The organism is Pseudovibrio sp. WM33 (assembly GCF_001623165.1).
In the GTDB taxonomy this organism is placed as follows: Bacteria; Pseudomonadota; Alphaproteobacteria; order Rhizobiales; family Stappiaceae; genus Pseudovibrio.
The window spans coordinates 385,913-406,390 of sequence record NZ_LMCK01000090.1 but is presented as its reverse complement, the minus strand read 5'-3'; the positions used below and the strand labels follow the sequence as shown (position 1 = coordinate 406,390).

17 protein-coding genes, 1 tRNA gene and 1 pseudogene are annotated in these 20,478 nt (G+C 46.5%); 8 read left to right on the top strand and 11 right to left on the bottom strand.

Translation table 11 applies throughout. From position 1 onward, the window contains the following. The 4 genes from PsWM33_RS17165 to PsWM33_RS17150 all read right to left on the bottom strand — a co-directional run. Positions 1-2,629 (bottom strand): calcium-binding protein (locus PsWM33_RS17165; protein WP_275078561.1); only part of this gene is annotated, 2,629 nt, incomplete at its 3' end. A 65-nt stretch (positions 2,630-2,694) separates the two neighbouring features. Next, a complete protein-coding gene (locus PsWM33_RS17160) occupies positions 2,695-4,284 on the bottom strand; it encodes a hypothetical protein (RefSeq protein ID WP_063301014.1) in 1,590 nt (529 codons plus the stop codon). Further along, a complete protein-coding gene (locus PsWM33_RS17155; protein ID WP_153039961.1) occupies positions 4,281-5,180 on the bottom strand; it encodes a hypothetical protein in 900 nt (299 codons plus the stop codon). Before PsWM33_RS17155 ends, PsWM33_RS17160 begins: the two co-directional genes overlap by 4 nt. Positions 5,181-5,234: 54 nt before the next feature. Then, a complete protein-coding gene (locus tag PsWM33_RS17150; RefSeq protein WP_063301012.1) occupies positions 5,235-5,600 on the bottom strand; it encodes a toxin-activating lysine-acyltransferase in 366 nt (121 codons plus the stop codon). A gap of 678 nt (positions 5,601-6,278) precedes the next feature. On the opposite strand from PsWM33_RS17150, the gene PsWM33_RS17145 reads away from it, so the two are divergent. Genes PsWM33_RS17145 through PsWM33_RS17130 form a run of 4 tightly spaced genes read left to right on the top strand, consistent with a single transcriptional unit; the run spans position 6,279 to position 11,971 of the window. Beyond that, entirely contained in the window at positions 6,279-7,691 is a 1,413-nt protein-coding gene (locus PsWM33_RS17145; RefSeq protein ID WP_063301011.1) for a hypothetical protein, read from the top strand. Between the two features lie 5 nt (positions 7,692-7,696). Next, a complete protein-coding gene (locus PsWM33_RS17140) occupies positions 7,697-10,180 on the top strand; it encodes a VPA1269 family protein (RefSeq protein ID WP_063301010.1) in 2,484 nt (827 codons plus the stop codon). Continuing rightward, on the top strand, positions 10,177-11,208 hold the full coding sequence (locus PsWM33_RS17135; protein ID WP_063301009.1) for a hypothetical protein: 1,032 nt from the start codon (positions 10,177-10,179) through the stop codon (positions 11,206-11,208). The genes PsWM33_RS17140 and PsWM33_RS17135 overlap by 4 nt, the downstream gene beginning before the upstream one ends. After that, on the top strand, positions 11,201-11,971 hold the full coding sequence (locus PsWM33_RS17130) for a hypothetical protein (protein ID WP_063301008.1): 771 nt from the start codon (positions 11,201-11,203) through the stop codon (positions 11,969-11,971). Before PsWM33_RS17135 ends, PsWM33_RS17130 begins: the two co-directional genes overlap by 8 nt. Positions 11,972-12,180: 209 nt before the next feature. Here the strand turns inward: PsWM33_RS17130 and PsWM33_RS17125 are convergent, their stop codons facing one another. After that, positions 12,181-12,441 carry a DUF2312 domain-containing protein gene (locus PsWM33_RS17125; RefSeq protein ID WP_063301007.1) on the bottom strand — a complete coding sequence of 87 codons (261 nt, stop codon included), beginning with the start codon at positions 12,439-12,441 and terminating at the stop codon, positions 12,181-12,183. A gap of 146 nt (positions 12,442-12,587) precedes the next feature. Beyond that, positions 12,588-12,722: pseudogene (locus tag PsWM33_RS26865) on the bottom strand (GapR family DNA-binding domain-containing protein); the annotation flags it as partial. Positions 12,723-13,724: 1,002 nt separating this feature from the next. Here PsWM33_RS26865 and PsWM33_RS17120 point away from each other — a divergent pair. Both PsWM33_RS17120 and pyk read left to right on the top strand, forming a co-directional pair. Beyond that, the gene (locus PsWM33_RS17120) at positions 13,725-14,210 is read left to right on the top strand and encodes a DUF1036 domain-containing protein (protein ID WP_208992107.1); all 486 of its coding nucleotides are present in this window, start codon (positions 13,725-13,727) and stop codon (positions 14,208-14,210) included. Beyond that, positions 14,207-15,637: a pyruvate kinase gene (pyk, locus tag PsWM33_RS17115; RefSeq protein ID WP_063298536.1), complete on the top strand. Its 1,431-nt coding sequence runs from the start codon at positions 14,207-14,209 to the stop codon at positions 15,635-15,637. Before PsWM33_RS17120 ends, pyk begins: the two co-directional genes overlap by 4 nt. A 123-nt stretch (positions 15,638-15,760) precedes the next feature. Here pyk and PsWM33_RS17110 read toward each other — a convergent pair whose 3' ends face one another. Next, positions 15,761-16,696, bottom strand: a complete 936-nt coding sequence (locus PsWM33_RS17110) for an oxidoreductase (protein ID WP_208994604.1) — start codon at positions 16,694-16,696, stop codon at positions 15,761-15,763. Between the two features lie 80 nt (positions 16,697-16,776). On the opposite strand from PsWM33_RS17110, the gene PsWM33_RS17105 reads away from it, so the two are divergent. Next, positions 16,777-17,316: a TetR/AcrR family transcriptional regulator gene (locus PsWM33_RS17105; RefSeq protein ID WP_057461810.1), complete on the top strand. Its 540-nt coding sequence runs from the start codon at positions 16,777-16,779 to the stop codon at positions 17,314-17,316. Positions 17,317-17,333: 17 nt separating this feature from the next. Here PsWM33_RS17105 and PsWM33_RS17100 read toward each other — a convergent pair whose 3' ends face one another. The 4 genes from PsWM33_RS17100 to cpdR form a co-directional block, all read right to left on the bottom strand. After that, positions 17,334-18,191, bottom strand: coding sequence for a tetratricopeptide repeat protein (locus tag PsWM33_RS17100; protein WP_208994603.1), 858 nt, complete (start codon positions 18,189-18,191; stop codon positions 17,334-17,336). A gap of 90 nt (positions 18,192-18,281) precedes the next feature. Next, positions 18,282-18,407: a type B 50S ribosomal protein L36 gene (gene ykgO, locus PsWM33_RS17095; RefSeq protein ID WP_054662728.1), complete on the bottom strand. Its 126-nt coding sequence runs from the start codon at positions 18,405-18,407 to the stop codon at positions 18,282-18,284. Between the two features lie 191 nt (positions 18,408-18,598). Continuing rightward, positions 18,599-18,673 (bottom strand) — tRNA-Val (locus PsWM33_RS17090). A gap of 133 nt (positions 18,674-18,806) precedes the next feature. Then, a complete protein-coding gene (cpdR, locus tag PsWM33_RS17085; protein ID WP_008551455.1) occupies positions 18,807-19,163 on the bottom strand; it encodes a cell cycle two-component system response regulator CpdR in 357 nt (118 codons plus the stop codon). Between the two features lie 485 nt (positions 19,164-19,648). Here cpdR and PsWM33_RS17080 point away from each other — a divergent pair, with 485 nt between their 5' ends. After that, entirely contained in the window at positions 19,649-20,464 is an 816-nt protein-coding gene (locus tag PsWM33_RS17080; protein WP_082596602.1) for an N-formylglutamate amidohydrolase, read from the top strand. Positions 20,465-20,478 lie beyond the last annotated feature (14 nt).

Below are 20,478 nucleotides of genomic sequence, written 5' to 3'. Positions count from 1 at the left end.
AGTCATGATCATATATAACGTCATTACCATCACCGAGGCGATAGCGATAAGTATCACCGCCTTCGCCACCTTCCAAGACATCATCACCACCTAAACCTTCGAGAGAGTTAGAGGCTTTGTCACCTTTTAAAAGATCAGTATGCGCCGACCCTATTAAGCCTTCAATATCAACAAACTGCTCTAGGCCACCGCTAATCTTAGCTTCGTCTGTCAACAGAGAAGCGATAACACCAAGCGTTGAATACTGATAAGCTGCTCTATCATGCCCTGTCCCACCGAAGAATTTATCAAAGCCACCACCTCCGTGGAGCACATCGTCACCATCCTCGCCATACAGTCTATCATTTCCGCCGACAGAGGTATCTGTAATCAGATCACCATGAAGGACATCATTACCATCTTGTCCTTTCAAGATATCATCACCACCATGCCCGAGAAGCTTGTCGTCACCGGCTCCGCCTTCCATGACATTTGACGCCATGTCTCCGGTTAGTTCATCAGCATGCTTCGAACCACGCATATTTTCGATATTTAGATAGACATCGCCCTCAGCCTCACCGCTGATCCCTTGCTTCTCAAAAAGGTTTGCAGCAACTCCTGCACCAGCATTATCGAACGATAACCAGTCGACACCTTCACCGCCATCAATATGGTCAGCCCCCTGCCCTCCTTCCAAAGTATCATTATCAAGGCCGCCTTCCAGCGTATCCTCACCTGCACCACCATGGAGTTCATCATCTCCAGCCTCGCCTTGAAGCAAATCGTTTCCAAGGTAAGTCTTAATCAGGTCGTTCCCGATACCACCCGCTACTGTGTCATCACTTTCACCAGTGTAAAATTCATTATCGAGCTCATCACCAATAAGATTGTAAGAATCTGTCAATCCAAGGCGTTTTGCTTCTGCTATCGTCGCATACCAACCTGCTGCAAAAGAGGAATCCGGCGTTGCAGCCATGATAGCGTTTATCGCTTCAGTATTTTCCAAGTATGTGTGGTAGTCAGACGCAACTTGTAAAGTAGATGCAATTATCTTGTAGATTTCAAGTGGGCTCTTCTCTCCAATCATGGAGCTGACATCCAGATTGACAAGTGCCCTTACAGCGGTCATTTGTCCGTCTGCTAGCTGAACCTTGGCTAAGTCACGAACATAAGCATCCAAGTAAGCATCCTGAAACTCAGAGAATGAACGCCCATTCTTACCGGCGTTCTTTAACTCTTCCTCAAAATGGCCGAATGACCACTGAGCCAACTCACCGTAGTTATGAGATTGAGACATGACAGTATCAATAAAACCGTTCATTCCATCTACATAAGCTTGTGCCAATGCTTCAGAAAGTTCTGTATCGCCATCATCTTTGGACCAAGTACCAGTTAACTCAAAACGCCCAGTCTCCGCGTTAAATCCGACTGACGTCCACGCTTGTGGGTCCTCATCAAAAAGAATATCAACTAAGAAACCAACCGCCCACGCTATAACAGCGCCGATAGGTCCAGCAAACGAGCCAAACATCACTAATGCGTTTGTCGCAGAAAGAAGAGCGCTCGTGACAGCTGAAGCTATAGTTCCTTCAATCGTCTCCAGATCTGGTAGGATCTCGTTGACAACAGCGCCAAGAATGAGACTGGCCCAGCCGCCGACTCCAGTGAATTCTTGCGGAAGTGAGGCAACTTTAATGCCTTCGTTTACTTGCTCATAAAGACTTACATTGGTGCCAAACAGGGCTTTTACGGCATCGCTATCAACGAGCCAGTCGACCCCATATGTCAAAACATTGTTGATTCCAGCCCCAACAACCGCCTCAAAAATAGCCCCTGGAACACCTTCAACATCGATGAACTCGAATATCTCAGCCATCACGAGCTGATTGACTAGACCGACAACATTGTCGACACCATTGACGATCAGTTCCCCACCAAAGTCCTCAAATACACCGTTGGTGATTGTCTCGAGATGCTCACCAAGAGAAAACTCACCATAATCAATGTAAGCACGATGAACCAATGCGCCGACAACTTCGCCTACATTCCCTAAAACAGTATCCAAAATTGTATCAGTAACAATTGTCTCAAATGGATTTGCGTCTTCTCCAAGGATTGCTTGAGTTAAGAACGGCGTAAGTGCATGTCCGACAGCTTCACCTGCGAACTGCCCGGTTAGATAGCGAGGCTTTTCAAAAGCAATAACATTACCATCTTGATCTCGGACCTCTCGGAAGAAAATGATGTTTCCCTTCCCATCTGAGGTTGTCACTTCAGTTATCGCGGTATCGCCAGAAAGAAATTTTTGAATCTCCGTGGTCTTATCAGGCGTCTGAAGAACTACGTAATCCGGCACCTTGTCGCCATTTACATCCCGAATATCGGTGATTAGAGCAAACTCATGCGGCTTTAAGAACGAAAGGATTGATTTATTGTGAACTCGAATACCACCAGCAATGTAAGTGTGAGTTTCTTCAACCTCGAAATTATATGTTTGATAAGCGCTTCCGTCAGGGGAAAGAAACTCCTCCAGTTCTAACCCGCTTCTTCCAACCAGCTCAGGCACAATGGAATTTGTCAGGTCATTTAAAGCTGATGCGCTATCAAAAGCAGAGGCGACTACATACTCAGAATTGGTGATATTCGACATATAACTACCAGAAGTTGTGTAAGTGCTCAAAAAAACACGTGATAAAAATAAAACGGTGTTAAATCTTAGCGAGAGTTACTTAGCAAGCTGAATGGGATGTTCGGCTTGCCTTTAGCAATCTGATCAGCCGTGCGCGTCACAATCTTCCTCCGAGGATGAGATTCGCCTAGAGGAACTAGACCTGGTGAGGCTTCCCAGTCAGCAGCAGCAAAAATCTCAGCTAATGTTACTTGAGAACGTTGTAAGATATAGTCTTCTGGCTCCGGCAGCGCACCGTCGAAGATCCAATGAAACGGTTGCTTACTATCAGAACCCGAGACAACGATATAGCCGTCCTCAGTCAGCTCACCATTAGCAGCTTTAATCAAGTCAAGAACACAGATGTCGCGACTATCATCAAGAATAAAACGTGAGCCAGCTCGTATTTTCTTTTTACTTTTAACCTCTATCAGACCATCAGCCCGTCGTTGACCAGTTACTGTCCAGACCCATTTATCTCCGTCACCAGCGACCTCACATCCAGTTGCAGCACGGATCATAGAGCCGTCAGCTTTCAAAAAAGCCCCATCGCTGCGCAAAATATCAATGATTGGAACATGGCGACCTGCGAACTTACCATCACCGCAGAACGTTACATGACCCGGAGTAATCATTAATCCGAAGACATCTAAAATGTAACGAGATTGATTACGAAATGTCTTAGAAACACGACTTAAAGAAAGTCGACTTGCCTTATCATAAGATTGAACTTCATCACCAATCTCAATTTGCTCAATTGGCTTTTCACTCCCATCAGCCAGTAAAACTGGTACGGATGAAAGAAAACAACTACCATTCCCAGCTTCTAGAACGTTCCGCAACATCTCCGCAAGGTTATGCCCATTTTCAAAACCCAGACGAAGCTCAAGAGGTACATTCTCCGTAATAGATTTAAGCAAATGATATGCATCGTCTGCGATCGTTGGATCTGAACTGATCAATTCCACTAAAACTGTCTCAATTTCAGTGTAAGTTGCGTTGGGATTTTCAGAAAATAAATCATCAATGACTTGAGCAACACGATAATACGTCGCGTTTTTATAGGCAGAAAGCCCCATTAGATCGAGTAATTCGCCTCCGATTGACTCCCATCCACCATTAAAGGCCCCTAGCCCGCCAAAACCGAGAAGAGCGTATGCCGCTTTTGCCCCGTGCAAATCTAGCCTAATATACTCTTCGGAAATTCGATCAGCATCTAAACCCAACACATCATACCAATCAGGAAGCCAGCTTCCTTGCGTCGCGGTATTGATGACTATGTCAATAGCCATGTGGGCTGGATAACCATAATCTTGCAAAGCATTTTTGTACGATTCTTCAATAATCAAAGTACTAGGTAAATCGCCATCATTTACAAGCAAGTAGTTCAAATAGTTCAGTTGATGAGCAGCAGCAACATTGTACCAATCTTTTGCGACACTACCAGGCGCAACTCTCTCCCATAGAGCTTGAACCGTTGGCGTATATATATCATTTTCGTGGTCCAATATCCTGTAAGCGGCGGCTGCATAGTTATCACCAGCAAGCGCTAACAGTTTATATGCATCGGCATAACGCTTTTGACTGTGCAACTTGATAGCGCTATCTATAGTTGCTTGATCAATAGACTGCGTCATTTAACCTCCCTTTCAACCTGCTCTAACACTGCTTTCACTTCCGAGGTAAACCGAACAGGTGGATAAAACAAAGAACGCTCAAAATTATAATTTCTCACTGACGCATCCGTACGCTGCCAGAAAATCTGTGTCATAGGCTTCAACCTCTGGAGCACGGTCCTTAAGTTTGCAGCAGGAAAAGAGCCTATTGTCATTTGAAAATTGTCTTGCCCAAAGTACAATGTGACCCCGCAATGGGGAAAAACCTTAGCCCCTTGACTGCGCCTTCTAAAAGCAAACAAAGGCGTTGAGCATGACACCGTGCCTTTAACCTTCCCACCTCTCCAAATCCAAAATTCTCTATGCTCCAGAATTGGCTCTTTACCATCTTGAAGATCAAGATCCCAAAAACGACCATCTTGATGAAAACAAAATACCCACGGATCTTCTTGGGAGAGATAAGTTATGGTAAGTACGTCATCACGGTGAATTTCCGCATTAGCTGAGACCCATTCTGATAATTCTTTAATCTCAACACCCGTACATCTATTATGCAAAGTAAATACATCGCTAATATATGTAGAAGCTTTCAATACATTAGATAATGATCTTGATAAAAAGTTTAGATTAATTTCAAACTTCTTAGTTATTGGAGCGTTTTTCAATGTCTCCGTAAATAACTGAGAAATAGTATCATCACACTTACTGCTAGTATTAAGTTCAGCGTAGTTTTTTATGCAATTAGGGATCAACTCATTCTGATCCCAAATAATCCTCAGACCAAACCTTGAATCACGATCACTCAGATCTACTGATTTCATAATTTCAGCTTGCTGGGCTGGTGTTTGAGATACCGCATGATTAGAAATCATGCAAAAATAAAGTATAAATCGCAACAATCTGAAAGACAAATTCATTTATATACAACTTAATTCAGAAACAGCCAGTAAACACATCGAACTTTCTTAATGTTACAATCTACTTAAAAACTGATTTACAATCGCAGACTTCTCTGTAAATGGTGAAACACACTCGATGACAATGATGTTCTTTCCAGATCGCCAATCTTGTGCGCTCAGTTGCCGGTCTCCAGATTCAAATCTCACTTTAACTTCGTCAGAAACTGCGGCCCAACTTAGAAATGCAATCGGTTGTTTTCTTTTGAAATAGAGTTTGAACTGCTGAAACAAGATAGCCGGCGTGACAACCTCTTCAATTATTTGTATTTTTTGATTACGATGCTCTTTACTTACAGTCATCAACCAAACCGCTTGTCCAAGTGCCGAAGCGAAGGTTTGAGTTTTCAGATCATCCCAATTTGCCTGTTCTTGTTTCATCTTTTACGCCAATCATTCTAGATGGAAATAATCTATGCGAAATGATCTATTATTTATACATATTACACGCATGAACTAACTGAGATATTTTACAGGGAGATCTGTAGCAATATGCCCCCTTAGGCAATTCACGATATTTAACTAGTGATAGCATTATTCTAAAATCACTTTTTTGATGCCAAGTCGTAGTATTCTAGCTACGTTATTATCTATCCATTTGATTTATAGATATTATCAATTAATCTCGCCCAATTGTTTTCTAGAGTCGCAAGAAGTTTTTCTTTGCACCTTAACAGTAAGAAAGACGGACGCTTTTCAAGCACATAATTGCTACTTCAAACTATGAAAAGGTGATTTTTTCTTATGAATGGCGCCTACCATTAAAGTGTAATAGGTCAAGCAGCCGCCTCACTGAACTGCGACTCTAGAGCTGAAAGAAAACCGAAAGAGCGCAAACTGAAGTTATCTTTCTTCAATTGTGCGCCTCCAGTGCGCTTTTAAACATTCTTTTTCGTCTGAAGACGGAAGTCTCAGACCTATCCTATCGAAAATCAAGATAAATTCGCGGCGAGCTGATTGACCTGTCGCACCACAACAGGAAATTGCCTAACAAGTTTTTTGCATCTACACGTGATAATGAAAGTTATAAGCTGATCCTCTCTACATTGAGAGGATCTCATGACGCATGCAACTCATCCAATTGCCACCGTGATTGATATCCCCGTTTCTGGAGTTCATGGTGTTTCTTTTCTTCCCGTGATCATCATTGCAGAGCAAGGAATTTTCACAGAAGCGCTCAGTTATGTGCAAGATTATAGTCTGGGCCTGAAGGGCCGCTCTCTCAGAGCAAGAGCAGATACGATTGCTCGATTTCTTAATTTCTGGAATCTTTTCGTCGGTAATGAGCAGCTTTCAATTGATGAACAAACAAATGTTGTGCTCGCTTACGTGGATTTCAGAATAAATGGCACATTCGAACTCAGCGAAGACCATCCATTAGCCGATTTGCGCTGGAGCCCCGTTCAAAAAGAACACGCACGAAACGAGTTCAAGTACATCACAGAATTCTTCAGCTACATGGAATCCTCATTTAATGGTGATGGCAGCGCCAAACTCTTTGACAACGCTAAACTCTCATTTTCTAGTACAAAAAAGAAGCACCTCGAAACGTATTCCCAAATGGCACAAAAAGACTTTTTCGCTCATCTGGGAAAGTCTCGGCGGTTTTGGGCCGAAATCCGAGAAGATGGGTTCACATTACCTCAATGGGTGCGATCGGCAACAACAAGAGCCGCATTCCGCCCCTTTCCGACATTGGATGAAGTGACCGCTCTGATTTTGAGTGAGCGCAATGTTACTTTTAAAGCCATCTGGATTGCTTTGGCGTTTGGATCCCATCGCATCAGTGAAGTCTTGCACGCTTGGCAATGTGACGTTCTGCCAGCAAACGAACGTGCCAAGTTCTTTGGACCGACAGGTGCGAATGACCAGATACTCTTTTTGCTCGCCCATCCATCTGAGAGCACATACACCAACGGAACAACTACGCGTGGAGTTACACGAGAGCAATATCTGAGAGCACATTATAATCGCTTACCACGGACCATGCTTGCTGACAGAGACAACAATAGAATTGGATGGAAAACCAAGACGCTCATCGGGGCAGCAAAAGTAACAGATACATTTTGGCTAAATCCCGAAGCAGCACAGCTTTTTGAGGGTTGCATAGCAGAACTTCAGAAGTTTCATTTGCATAACAGAACATCCAGAAAGCACCCTTACTTATTCGTAAACACAGGCGCACGAGACGAAAACTTCGGAGAGCCAGTTAAATACAAGCGGGCAGCAAAAGCTTTGGGAGATGCATATCTCAGAATTGGGCTTGTGCCTGGTACCAATGGCCGAAATCTTCACGGTTTCAGACATTTCGCAAAATGGTATGCTGCTGATGTCCTTGGCCTTCCCCCTCAGCAAATCCAGGTAATCCGGGGAGATGCTTCAATTCATTCCCAGGATGAGTACGGCAAAAATGTGCGACAACTTCACGAAGCAATGACCCAGAAGACGCAAAATACACTGTTTCAGGACTAGATACTATGCATTTCAAACTATTGAAAGATTGTACAGAAATAGTTGCAACCAGTGATGAGCGTTTTTTCTTCAACAACTCAGCAGATGAGGTTGCGGTGCTTAGGAGTGACCTGTCGGCTTCGCACCTACTGGAAAAACTTGATGAAGTTGAAAAAATCATCCGCTCAGGGATCGTGGATACGTTGTCAACACCGCTAAGCGAGGTGCTGAAAGACCCCATTAATAGATTGGGCTCAAGAAACGATCAGGGAACCATCTCAGACGAACTAACGGGACGAATCGGAACACCTTCCAGATCTGGACAGACAAACACATTCAATTATCTATACCTCAGAGGATTAGACGGGCCTTATAGAAACTATTTGATAAAAACGGGCAAATGGCCCCTGTTCACATCACAAGGAAAAAAGAAATATCCAAAGCGCTTGAGAGAAGACCGTCACGGCACTACAGCCAATCAAATAATCAATGGGCTTTCCTTTAGAGAGTTCCGCGCGATGATGCAGGATATAATAGTCGACGCCAAAGTGCCACTAACATCCAAATCAGTCAGGCTTCTGGAAATTGATTTTGAAGGGCTTCGAGGTAGACTCAAGATGCTTTCGAATGGAGGAATTGAACTTCTACTGAAAGAGCTATCAAACTTAGACACAAAAGTCCTGCCACCTGCTGCGGTAAGACGTTCTGGAAAAGAACGAGGTCTCTCCTCAATAGCAAAGGCGTGGATGTACCTCCTTATCTATGGTGCACAAACTTTATGGAAACTACCTGCAAAAGTATTTGAAGGCTCGATCAACACCGTATGGGCGTTCACCAGAATTCCGAGATTTACGGGGCAAATGGCAAGTGTTTTCCTACCTAAGGAAAAACACCGTGAACTACGCGGCGTAATGCACTCCATAGGCATGCATTACAAGGCTGAGAGTGCGAGAGATATCCAGATTAAAGAAATCTATCTCATCTTCGCTTGCTCAAACTATGGAACTGTCGAAATTTTTGATTTCGAAGGCCTTGATCTGGTGCGCGCATGCATTGCTGGTTGGCTACCCCGTCACAACATCGTCCCTTACATAAGAGGATGCATCAATCACTATGAGATAGATGATCGAGAACGCGACGAAATTGAAGCACACTTAAGTGTGCGAGCCGGCGCAAGAGCACAATCAGCTGATCCATTCATAATGTACCGAATGCCATATACTGAAGCCCGAAACCTATTAAAAGCACAGGTATCAACTTTTGAAAGGCACACCAAGCGTCCCTTTCCCAACCACTTCCCCTCATATATCGAACAGTGGATTTTCGAACTCGAAAAGTTGATTTCCCAAATACCAGCCGTCAGATTTGCAAATTATTTAGCTGCAGCACATCATTGGCTGAGATACGTTTGGCTCATGGGACCTGACGCTCCGCACAGTTGGTATGACGTTGAACGTTCAAAGCACATCCATAGTAATGACAGTTCTGTCTTCACACTTAAGTCTCACCTAGAAAAAAATAGCATAAACCCTAAGGCTTTGGCTCCTCTAGAGAAGCTCTGGTTGCTTTGGGAAAGAGAAAATCAAACCGGAAGAGTATGTCCTTTTCAGAACAAAATGGACTGGAAGAATCCGGAAAAAAGAGGCCGCACACACCGCCGTAGCATTCCAGATCTAATCGTTGAGACCTTGATTGAAGAAAACGTCAGAGAGACTAAAGATAGTGAACCCTATGCGTTCATTCGGAAGTGCCTACTAAGCGACAGATCTGGCAACAACATAGAGCACAAGACAAGAGTAGGCGGCGAAATCAAAACTGCTCAATACCCACTACAAGCCGCCATCATCGATTGCATCCTTCATCTTGGCATGCGCAGCTCGTCTGCAAGGTGGTTGGATTCCGGGCAAGGGGACGGGAAAACCGTTGATATTGACAGGGTGGAGTACGTTGAAAACCCTGTAAACCCAGACAGCAAAGAGCGAAACGGCGCTTTGCAGATCATGCAAGTCGGGCTGGATAAAAAGGTGCTTTCTCTCTTGATGCTAAAGAACAAGACAACAGACCTCCATGAGATACCGTATCTGCCAGAAGCCCTAGCGAAGCGACTAGATTATATCCGAATGCTTCAGGAAGAGTTCAATCCGACCAGTGAGCCGACACAAGCCATTGACCGCAAGGACAAAAATAAGTTCTCCGAGGCTACTGTAACGGCAAAGATCTATCCGCTTTTTCGAGACCCTAGCCCACGAAACTCTGATAAAGCACCAATCTCCACGGACAAACTGAGCAGATATTGGCACAGATTGCTCAAGCATTGCGAACCGATTGTTCATACGAAACGCAAGAAGATTTACGGCGAGAATACATCATTTTATCCGTTTTTCGATGTGAACGATAACCCGTCTGGGACATTCACTCTATCCGTGTCTCCGTTGTCACCTCACTTCTTGAACAGGGCGTTCCACCAACAATTGTTCAGCTTCTTGTCGGCCATAAGAGCCCAGTCATGACGTTGTACTACGAAGCCATTGACAATGCCAAAACACACCAAGCTATAGCAACTGCACTGGAAGGTCGACGCCATGCAGCAGCAAACGCCATTGCTAACGCTACGAGTGAAGAAGAGATCGATGAGAAAATTTCTCAACTCTTAGGCGGCGCTATTACACCAAAATCGAGCGAAGCTGGAGCTCAGGCCAGTAGAGATTTAAATGAACTAATATCAGAAAATCTGGCAAAATATGGTCGGCTGCAGAACGTTCCTTCCAGCTTCAGTGTCTTCGCTCACGGGATCTGCCCTGGTGGCAATTGCAATCAAGGTGGGGAACGCAAGGGGCGGGTATTCACACCTGTTCATCGAGATAAAGCGTGTTCCCGTTGCCGCTTCCGCTTAACAGGACCAGCATTCTTGGCTGGCCTGACAATGAATGCCAATATTTTGATATCGGAAATTTCTGCCAGTGCTGAAAAAGAGCGCAACTTGAACAAGGAGATTCTGGAACACGAAGACGCTGATATGCCAACAACAATTCTTGAAACGCGCGTCAATCAGGAGATCTCATTCCGAGACGAGTTATGGGCTGACTGGGCCGCTGAGGTGACGACAATACAGGAGTGCATTACAAAAACCAAAGAATCTTGCGAGGGAAGCAGTACGCTACCTATTGAACATGTCAGTATCGGCTTTTCACTTACCGAAAAACATCATCTATCGATGCTGCACACTATCTGCCAAAACTCAAAAATCATTCTAGGTTCCAGCATGGATGTCCCAACTGGACTAAAAGAGCGTCGGGATTCGATGCTCTTCGATATAGTAGCAAACAACAATGCTGAGACATACTTAGTGAGGCTCGACAAAAAAGAACGAGAGAAGGCCTTTGATGCGCTCGGCGACATGATCAACGAGTTAGAAAACAAGACACCTGAAGGTGCCGACTTTATCGATAGGTTACTCAAAGGAGACGAGAAGCTACCGCCGAGTTTGCTACCAAGCCTTACCCAGAGACAAGCAGACTTGGAGGTGTTTAATGACTGAGGAAAAGCCAAGTGCTGTCTGCTTCCAAAACCTCCTCCATGATGCGGAGAATTACAAGCGACCGGATGTTCGGATCGAGACACTTGGGCGCCTGAAAGTAGCCTGCGATGCGATTGAAAGCGGCGAGGCCAAACGCATTATTGAAGAAAGTACATGTACCAAAAAGTCAGTAGAATTGAAGATAAATGCCACCAACGTTCAAAAGTATGTTCGAGCAATGGGATGGCCCGGTCCTCAGCGGACGACGATTGAACGGAAAAATGGCGCCAGTAGTCTGAAACCATATGTAGAAGCCCGCGAAAACGAACGTTCGAAGACAACACGACCCAAGCCGCGCCGAATCTCCGAGGAACTCGAAATGGTACTTCGTGAGATCAATAGCATTGAGGTCCGCCAATATGTCCGAAATCTGATGGAACATCGGAAAAGGGCAGAAAGCCAGTACAACGCATTAGTGTCAGGCCTACGTAAAATTCCAGCACTTTCTATCGACGAGATACTAAACGTTTCCAAAACGCCTTATCAAACCAATCTAGCATCATCTGCTAACTTAGGCATCACAGCTGCCGACAGAATATTACTGGGCACAATATATGAAAAACTCACGGATAACGAAACACTAACCCAACACTTTAACCTAAAGTTCGATGGAACTAGCCTGCAGCAGGGGCAAACAACAAAGAGGCTACTGACAAAGAAAGAGCTTGACGCACTGCAACGTCTTGCCAGTCCGTTTGGAGCGGGAATGAGCGAGCAGGCGTAGCCCCTTTCTAGCACAAAACGACAGCATCGCTTGGATAGTCAGAGCTGCAGTGCATGCCCCTCTCAAAATCTGGCCAACGAGTTTCAGCCACACCAATTCGCAAGTTTAAGAAGCCACGAAAGTGTTTCCAAAAAAATAGGAGCCACGCTAACAAGCGGAGCCCCCATTCTGATAGCCCATGAAGAGCTGAAGCCAAATGAGTTGGCAAATTAAGCGTCAACTTCAACCGGACCAGCCATACCGAGCGCGTGCATGTAAAGATCCAGTACAGCCTCTTCTTCCTCACGCTCATGAGGCTTCTTTTTACGGAGGCTAATGATGCGGCGAAGTACCTTGACGTCAAAGCCATTTCCTTTGGCTTCTGCGTATACGTCCTTCACATCATCAGAGATGACTTTCTTCTCTTCTTCGAGCCGCTCAATGCGTTCAACGAAGGCTCGGAGCTGATCTGCAGCTACTCCATCACTCATATACTTATCCTTTCTCGCGCTTTGCAATTCCACAAAACAGAATGCTTACAAACTGTGTTCTGGAATCTCAAAATCGGTTTATAAAACAGCGTGTCTCATATAAGGTGTTGACATTTCACTCATACAACAGATTGATGGGGTGATTAGAAACCGTTACCCTTAGATTCCGCATAAACATCCTTGATGTCGTCCGCGATAACTTTTTTCTCTTCTTCAAGACGTTCAATACGTTCAATAAATGCACGCAGTTGATCTGCTGCTACACCACCGGCATCTGACATATGAAATCCACCTTACGTTCGTGCGAAACACCATTAACCTTGTTGTCTTGCTGCCAGAACTGAGCACACGGGTCAACCGTTCACGACCTCTTTTCAGCAACCTTTACAGGTTCTGGGGGATGAACTGAATTTCAATGGGAATATAAAACAGCTGCCTCAATTGCTGCACAATCTATTGGCACTGACCTGACGGAAATTCATCCTAGCATTGTGGCCCATTTCCCCAATCTGACATTCATTATCAGGTAGCCCCAGTAGATAGGCACAAAAATAAGTGCCGCTACGTACGCATTGATACTGCAGTCAAAACATACTCACAATTGTCCAAAGATAAATCTGCGCGACAAATTCGCTCTCTAAATATATCAGAGAACCGGCCTGCTAACTAAAAGTCTTCACTCGGAAATTTAAGATAACAAATTCGGGTTTTCCATTCAGCGGAACATTTGCCTCACGCAAAACTCGACAAAGTGTCGCAGCATCAAGAAACAACTTTCGGCTCCGCTACGTAATACGAGTTTTGCTAATCTCCTGATGCTCATTATTGAGCGGTCCAAACCGGACAATTGTCCGAAACGCTGTTTATCTCTTTGTCTTATCTTTCGAAAAATCAGTTCTAAAAAGGGCAGGAACTGTGGGAGGTAACACTGTTTTTTGGCTTTTCTCTTGATTCCATGCAGAACTCAGGCCAATAAAGATATTCAGATTCCTAGAGGTAAGGTCCGACTTTTGGATCATATTTCAAATGTTAACGGGGGTCGTCCACACTCATCCAGAGTAAGGGTGGCGCAACCAAAGCATGACATGTCGGGTTTAAGCCAATTCATGATCCTGCCGTTTTTGCATGGTCAATGGTGAGTTGGGGCAACGTTCTTTACTCAGAACAACCTGTATTACCCTTTAGTCGTGCTCGAAATCACGTCGGCCATGGGCTGAACCACGTTGACAAGGGCATCAACTGAACGCATTAAACTGCCGTTTGTAGCTGTACATATGACTGTTATGAGAACATCCAGAAACGACTTCGCATCTGCTGTAATAAACCGTTTTCGGAAAAATTCACTGGCTCTTGCCTGTGTTGCTTTTGGAGTTCTGAGCTTTCAGCAGATCCCCTCTGCTAAAGCGGACTTTCGTGCATGTAATAAGACCGAAAGCACAGTTAACATCGCAATAGGCTACCGCGATGGCGCCGATTGGATCACCGAAGGATGGTGGACCATCGAAAAAAGCACTTGTGACACACTGCTGTCCGGTGAATTAGCGTCACGCTACTTTTACTTGTACGCAGTACAAACGGACCAAAAAGGCGAATGGGATGGCAAGGCGTATATGTGTGTACGTCAAAAAAAATTCACCATTCGCGGTATAGAAGACTGTGTCGCTCGCGGTTATGAGCGAACAGGTTTCTTTGAAATAGATACAGGCGAGCAAAGCAGCTGGACGGTCCAGCTGACGGAGCCGGTAGAGCAAGGAACAGGTGGACGATGAAGCGTAATAGACGGGTCAAAATTCTAGCAACTCTCGGCCCGGCGTCTTCCGAAAAAGAAGCAATCAAACAGCTATGGCTTGCAGGTGCCGATGTTTTCCGCATCAACATGAGCCATTCCTCCCACGAAGTTCTCAACAATTTGGTTGGTCGCATCCGCGAAGTAGAAGCAGAAGTAGGCCGTCCAATCGGCATTCTCGCTGACTTGCAGGGTCCTAAACTGCGCGTTGGCACTTTCGCAGATGACGCAAAGCCAGTTCTAGAAAATGGCGCAACCTTTGTTGTTGACGCAAACGACGCTCCAGGTGACGCATCCCGCGTATACCTCCCACACCCAGAAATTCTTGGCAGCCTCGAAGTTGGCCACCGCCTTCTTGTAGATGATGGCAAAGTTTGCCTGCGTGTAACTGAAGCGTCTCCACAACGCTGCGTGACCACTGTTGAAGTGGGCGGTAAGATCTCCAACCGTAAAGGCGTTTCTGTTCCAGATACAGAGATCCCTGTTGGTGCATTGACCGGAAAAGACCGCGCAGATCTTCTTGCAGCTCTCGATGCAAAAGTTGACTGGGTCGCACTGTCCTTCGTACAGCGCCCAGAAGACCTCATCGAAGTTCGCAACACCACTCAGGGCCGCGTTGGCGTTCTGGCAAAAATCGAGAAGCCGCAGGCAATTGATCGTCTCTCTGAGATCATCGAGCTGTCCGATGCAATCATGGTTGCCCGTGGTGATCTTGGCGTTGAAATGCCACTTGAGCAGGTTCCAGGCCTTCAGAAGCGTATGATCCGCGCATGCCGCAAAGCTGGTAAGCCAGTTGTTGTTGCAACGCAGATGCTTGAAAGCATGATCACGTCTCCGGTGCCAACCCGCGCAGAAGTTTCTGACGTGGCAAATGCAGTGTTTGAAGGTGCGGACGCAGTGATGCTTTCCGCTGAATCTGCTGCTGGTGACTTCCCGACAGAAGCCGTTACAACCATGGACAAAATCGCCGTGGAAGTTGAGCAGGACGAGAACTACCGTTCTATCATTCACGCTCAACGCACAGAACCAGAAGCAACCGGCGCTGACGCAATCACTGCTGCAGCTCATCAGGTCGCTGAAACTCTGGATCTGGCAGCGATTATTTCCTACACCGCATCTGGTGGCACAGCACTGCGCGCATCTCGCGAGCGTCCTGCAACACCAATCATTGCGTTCTCTCCTGAAATCTCCACAGTTCGCCGCCTGACCATCGGTTGGGGTCTGCACTGTGTTGCCAATCAGGATGCTGCGACTGAGGAAGATCTCATCGATCGCGCATGCTGCCTTGCAAACACTGAAGGTTTTGCAAAGCCAGGTCAGCGCGTTCTGGTTTCCGCTGGTGTTCCATTCGGCACCCCGGGTTCCACAAACATGCTGCGTATCGCATTCGTGGGTTCCAAAGACGCTTAAGTCGTCAAAGAACACATCTTAAAGCAATAAAAAGCCCGTGATTTCGTATCACGGGCTTTTTTCTTTCAATCGATTAAATGAGATTGCTCCAACGCAACGAACTTCACAAAACACAGCCTTGCTTTAAAACGCCCATTTGAAATCTGTGAGCCATTCACTCTCACTCCAAAGACGACGAGCAACCTCCGGGTTCAGCGCATGGCTAGCGATCTGCGCTCTTCCAACCGATCCAACAGTCTCCATACGCTTTGTTGGGCCATAGTAGCCATTCGGCTCAACTTCCAATCCAGCAGCAGCGAGCACCGTTGGAAGCGCACCTCGCTCAGCAGACTGCGCGAACATACTATTCATCCATCTATACGCCATGCTCATCCAGCCTGTCGGACCTGTACTCTGCAAATTGGTGGCTGAATAACCTGGATGCCCCATAGCGACAAATGAAGAACTCCCTGCATCCGACAAACGCCGCTGAAGCTCCAATCCAAACATCAAAGTGGCCAGCTTACTTTGCGAATAAGCTTTCATAGGCGCATAATTTTCACGCATCATCAGGTCGTTAAAGTTGATCTTGCCCATCTTGTGCACAAGACTAGCGACCACAACAAACCTTCCGTTTGCAGCTTCGACATTAGGTTTGAGCAAGCCAGACCATAGAAAATGTCCCAGATGATTGGTCGCAAACTGCAACTCATACCCATCAACACTCTTCAACTCTGGCGTCTGCATAATGCCAGCGTTATTGATGAGAGCATCAATCTTGGTGTATCGTGAAGCAACGTTTTCCGCTGCATGGCGAACAGACGAGAGATCACTTAAGTCCAACTGGACAAGGTCTATTCTTCCCTTCGCCTGAACTTGCAATGCTTGTTGGGCGACTGAACCTTTTTCAGTATTCCGGCAGGCAATAACAACGTCACCACCCGCTTTCGCAAGCATCCTTGCCGCTTCAAGGCCAATACCGGAGTTACCGCCTGTTATGATATAAGTTTTACCCTCAAGAGAAGGCAGTTTATCCGCAGTCCAGTTGGATACTGCGCTGCTCTTGTTCAATGTGCTCATTAAATTCTCCAATGCGCGGCACCTATTCGTGCCGCATAATTAAGTTGACAATAATTACTGAAATTGTCAACCAGGTAAACATGAAAACAAACTTTGATAAAAAGAAGGCACTGGGCGTTTTTGCTCAATATGGCTTCCGAAAGACCTCAGTCGGTGACGTAGCAAGCGCGGTCGGCCTCTCACGCCAATCGCTCTACAAAAAGTTTGGAAGTAAGGAAGAGTTGTTCCAGACCATAATTGAGGAGTATTCTGAAGAGGTTGGGCTCCAGGCACTGGATATTCTTGAAGAAAAGACCAATGACTCCAAATCTCGCATCCTACGCGCTTTGGACACGATCATAGGTCAGCATGTCGATCTGATGAGAAATTCTGTCCACGGCGCCGAGCTGGTTCAGATGGGTGAGCAGGTCATGTCTGCCGTTGGTAAAGGCATCATGCCTCGGGTCATGCTCAAAATTGCGGATGTGATCCTGGAGACGCATGAGAACCGAAGCAAAGAGCAGGCAGAAGACGACGCATTCATCCTCTACACCCTCGCCAAGGGGCTCTCTCTAACGGTCTCAAACTACGCAGAATATAAATCAGGCATCACCAGAGCTGTAAACCGCCTACTGGACTAAGAATAGTCTTTGAAAGCTTAGTGATACTGCCCCCACAGCTCCACACGTAAGCTTTTAACAGCATCCTGAGCATTCTCCAGCAACGGATAGATGCTCAGCACATGCTGAAACACTTCAAGTGCCTTATCGTTCTTTCCAGTTTTCCGAAGGATCATGGCAAAACCTGAGAGCGCAGGATAATGGCGCGGCTCGATCCGAAGCACTTGCTCAATATCAGCAAGTGAACGCCCCAGATCCTCTTTCAAGAAATATACGGTCGCCCGGCGGTTCCACCCTTCCACATATCCGGGATCTAAACGAACAACCGCGTCCAGCAAATCAAGCGCTAAACCGTATTCTTTCCCTTCAATAGCTTTAGCAGAACGCATCATAAGCAGATCAAGCGTATGACTCCCAGACTGCATGAAGAGGCTATGTATGCGCCGTGAGATCGATTGCGCATTACCCAATGTATCCGCATCCCTCAGTTCAAGGAACAAGGCATCCAGAAGTTGCCCACGCGTGTAGTGAGCGGGTACACCATGCCCGGGTGCAGACCGCCCTATCTGAGCAGGACCGCCAGCAGGACCATTAAGAGCAGCCTCAGGGCCGGTATTGAGCTTAGGATGCCCCTTTGGCAGTCCACGAGTGACCTGAACCTCTACGGGACCCACAACAGCCACAACACGCTCAGAAGCACCTAAACGCTCCACTCCCACCACAAGCAGCAGGAAACACGCAAGCGCAACAACACCACAGGCGCCAACGCAACGCCTTAACCTGTCAGATTGTCGTGAAAAAGAGCCCCCTACCGAGAAACCGGAGAGCTGAAGTTGTGGAAACGTCGATGCCCCTGTGACGGAGCTGTTTGGGCGAGCAAACAAAAAAAACCGCATGGCAAAAGCATCTCACTTTTGCCATGCGGCTCGCAACTCTTAGAACCAAGGGTTTTTCGCGCTGTTTTAGTTTAAATCAGCGCAGAAAACTTAACCCTGACGTGCTTTAAAGCGTGGGTTCTTTTTGTTGATGATGTAAACACGACCCTTGCGGCGTACCATCTGGTTATCACGATGGCGGCCCATGAGTGCCTTAAGAGAATTCTTAATCTTCATTATCCTACCCCCGGTTAGGGTCAATTTTATAGGGATCCTGAAGTACCACGATCCGCCAGTGAAAAGAGGCGCTAAGCGCCTCATTAGTACAACCTCTGATCTCGCCGCGCTGCATTCTTACGAAGCGGCGCAGGACCAAGATCGAGGTCCGCTCCGCCGGATATACATCAAGGATGTTAACCGACGAAAAATGGTGGGCGTGACAAGGATCGAACTTGTGACCCCTACGATGTCAACGTAGTGCTCTCCCGCTGAGCTACACGCCCGAAACTTTCAAAGAAGCTCGTCCGTCAGCGCTTAAACGCTGCGGTGGAGAGGCGTATAAGAGGAATTTTGAGAACGTGCAAGTCCAAAAATGGAAATTTGCTATCTCTTTCCACATTCACCCCTCAAAACTAACTAAACAAGCATTTTTTCCACTTCGCGTACCAAATCTTTTAAGTGAAAAGGCTTGGAAAGAACCTTTGCATCCTGAGGTGCCTTGGAATCAGGATTAAGCGCAACAGCAGCAAATCCTGTGATGAACATAACCTTCAGGTCCGGATCAAGTTGAGTAGCTTTACGAGCCAACTCAATACCATCCATCTCTGGCATCACAATGTCAGTTAGCAATAGGGCAAAGGGCTCTTCGCAAATACGTTCGTATGCGCTCTTTCCATTATCAAAGGAAACAACAGTGTGCCCAGCCTTCTCAAGTGCCTTGGACAAGAACTGGCGCATGTCATTATCGTCTTCCGCGAGCAGAATTCGAGACATGTTCGACAACCTTAAAACTCCAGGTGCAGCGACGGGGTTCTCTTTTCAGAGCACTCCCGTAAATAAATAGAATATGTCAGACGCACTCGCCCCTCGCAATCCGACAGATTCCGAATACCGTACGCTGTTAGGAACAGGAAACTACTCGGGAATACCTGTCAAAACAATAGGGACAAATGAAACAGGTTCACTTCTAAAGAGACTTCTGCGTCAACTGAGGGTCCAGCGCCACACCGCCCCCTCAAACTACGCAAAAACTCGCGCATCTCTTGCCTATTTCATAAGCAAACTTTCAAATGTCTAGCCCATACGCAGATCTCGTTCTATAGTAAGCGGGATTGCGGTGATTAAGGAATGTAGGCTCTGTGACAGTTTTGGAAGATCATCAGATTAAGGCGATAGCGAACTACAGCAGTGCGCTTGACACCGGAGATCAGGTACCCGCATTTGAGGTACTCTCCCCAGATGAACATTCTGTCCCTTTTATTTTTAACAGCCCCCACTCCGGGCGCGCGTACCTTTCGTCGTTCCTTCAAGCCTCTCGGTTGGACACCACCCAGATCAGACAAAGCGAGGATGCATTTGTCGATCTTCTCATCAAGGATGTCGAGCAACTAGGTGCACCGGTTCTAAAAGCCAACTTCCCGCGTGCTTACCTTGATGTGAACAGAGAGGCCTATGAGCTCGATCCAAAGATGTTTGAAGGCAAGCTCCCCAAGCACATCAATTCGCGCTCTCTGCGTGTTGCAGGAGGCCTTGGAACCATCGCCCGCATTGTGGGTGAGCGTAGGGAGATCTACCACACGCGTATTCCGGCAGAAGAAGCGCTGGATCGCATCGAGCAAGTCTACAAGCCCTATCACAACACCTTGCGTGGCCTGTTGAGCAACGTACAGGACAAGTTTGGCCTCGCAGTCCTGGTAGACTGCCATTCAATGCCATCCGCCAACTCAAACAAGAACCACGACCCTAAAGCCGACTTCGTCATTGGGGATAGGTTCGGGACTAGCTGTTCTGCCTGGCTTTCTTCCTGTGCAGTCGGACTGTTGCAAAACATGGGCTATAACGTAGCTCTCAATCGCCCGTATGCTGGCGGCTACATCACAGAAAACTACGGCAAGCCAGAACGCGGCGTGCACGCGCTGCAGGTTGAGATCAACCGAGCACTCTACATGGATGAGCACACCCACCAGCCACACTCAGGTTTCCACGACCTGCGCAAAGACCTGATGGAGTTCATTACTGCCTTGGTCGAGATGGTAACGGAAAGCTTTACCAGAGAAACTCTGGCTGCAGAATAACCTGCAGCCCCAGT

Bases quoted from the DNA above. Each gene is read 5' to 3' on its own strand.
- PsWM33_RS17135 (WP_063301009.1), top strand. From the start codon at position 10,177: ATGACGTTGTACTACGAAGCCATTGACAATGCCAAAACACACCAAGCT.
- PsWM33_RS17145 (WP_063301011.1), top strand. From the start codon at position 6,279: ATGACGCATGCAACTCATCCAATTGCCACCGTGATTGATATCCCCGTT.
- cpdR (WP_008551455.1), bottom strand. From the start codon at position 19,163: ATGTCTCGAATTCTGCTCGCGGAAGACGATAATGACATGCGCCAGTTC.
- PsWM33_RS17125 (WP_063301007.1), bottom strand. From the start codon at position 12,441: ATGAGTGATGGAGTAGCTGCAGATCAGCTCCGAGCCTTCGTTGAACGC.
- PsWM33_RS17140 (WP_063301010.1), top strand. From the start codon at position 7,697: ATGCATTTCAAACTATTGAAAGATTGTACAGAAATAGTTGCAACCAGT.
- ykgO (WP_054662728.1), bottom strand. From the start codon at position 18,407: ATGAAGATTAAGAATTCTCTTAAGGCACTCATGGGCCGCCATCGTGAT.
- PsWM33_RS17120 (WP_208992107.1), top strand. From the start codon at position 13,725: ATGAGAACATCCAGAAACGACTTCGCATCTGCTGTAATAAACCGTTTT.
- PsWM33_RS17155 (WP_153039961.1), bottom strand. From the start codon at position 5,180: ATGAATTTGTCTTTCAGATTGTTGCGATTTATACTTTATTTTTGCATG.
- PsWM33_RS17105 (WP_057461810.1), top strand. From the start codon at position 16,777: ATGAAAACAAACTTTGATAAAAAGAAGGCACTGGGCGTTTTTGCTCAA.
- PsWM33_RS17150 (WP_063301012.1), bottom strand. From the start codon at position 5,600: ATGAAACAAGAACAGGCAAATTGGGATGATCTGAAAACTCAAACCTTC.
- PsWM33_RS17110 (WP_208994604.1), bottom strand. From the start codon at position 16,696: ATGAGCACATTGAACAAGAGCAGCGCAGTATCCAACTGGACTGCGGAT.
- pyk (WP_063298536.1), top strand. From the start codon at position 14,207: ATGAAGCGTAATAGACGGGTCAAAATTCTAGCAACTCTCGGCCCGGCG.
- PsWM33_RS17130 (WP_063301008.1), top strand. From the start codon at position 11,201: ATGACTGAGGAAAAGCCAAGTGCTGTCTGCTTCCAAAACCTCCTCCAT.
- PsWM33_RS17100 (WP_208994603.1), bottom strand. From the start codon at position 18,191: ATGCGGTTTTTTTTGTTTGCTCGCCCAAACAGCTCCGTCACAGGGGCA.
- PsWM33_RS17160 (WP_063301014.1), bottom strand. From the start codon at position 4,284: ATGACGCAGTCTATTGATCAAGCAACTATAGATAGCGCTATCAAGTTG.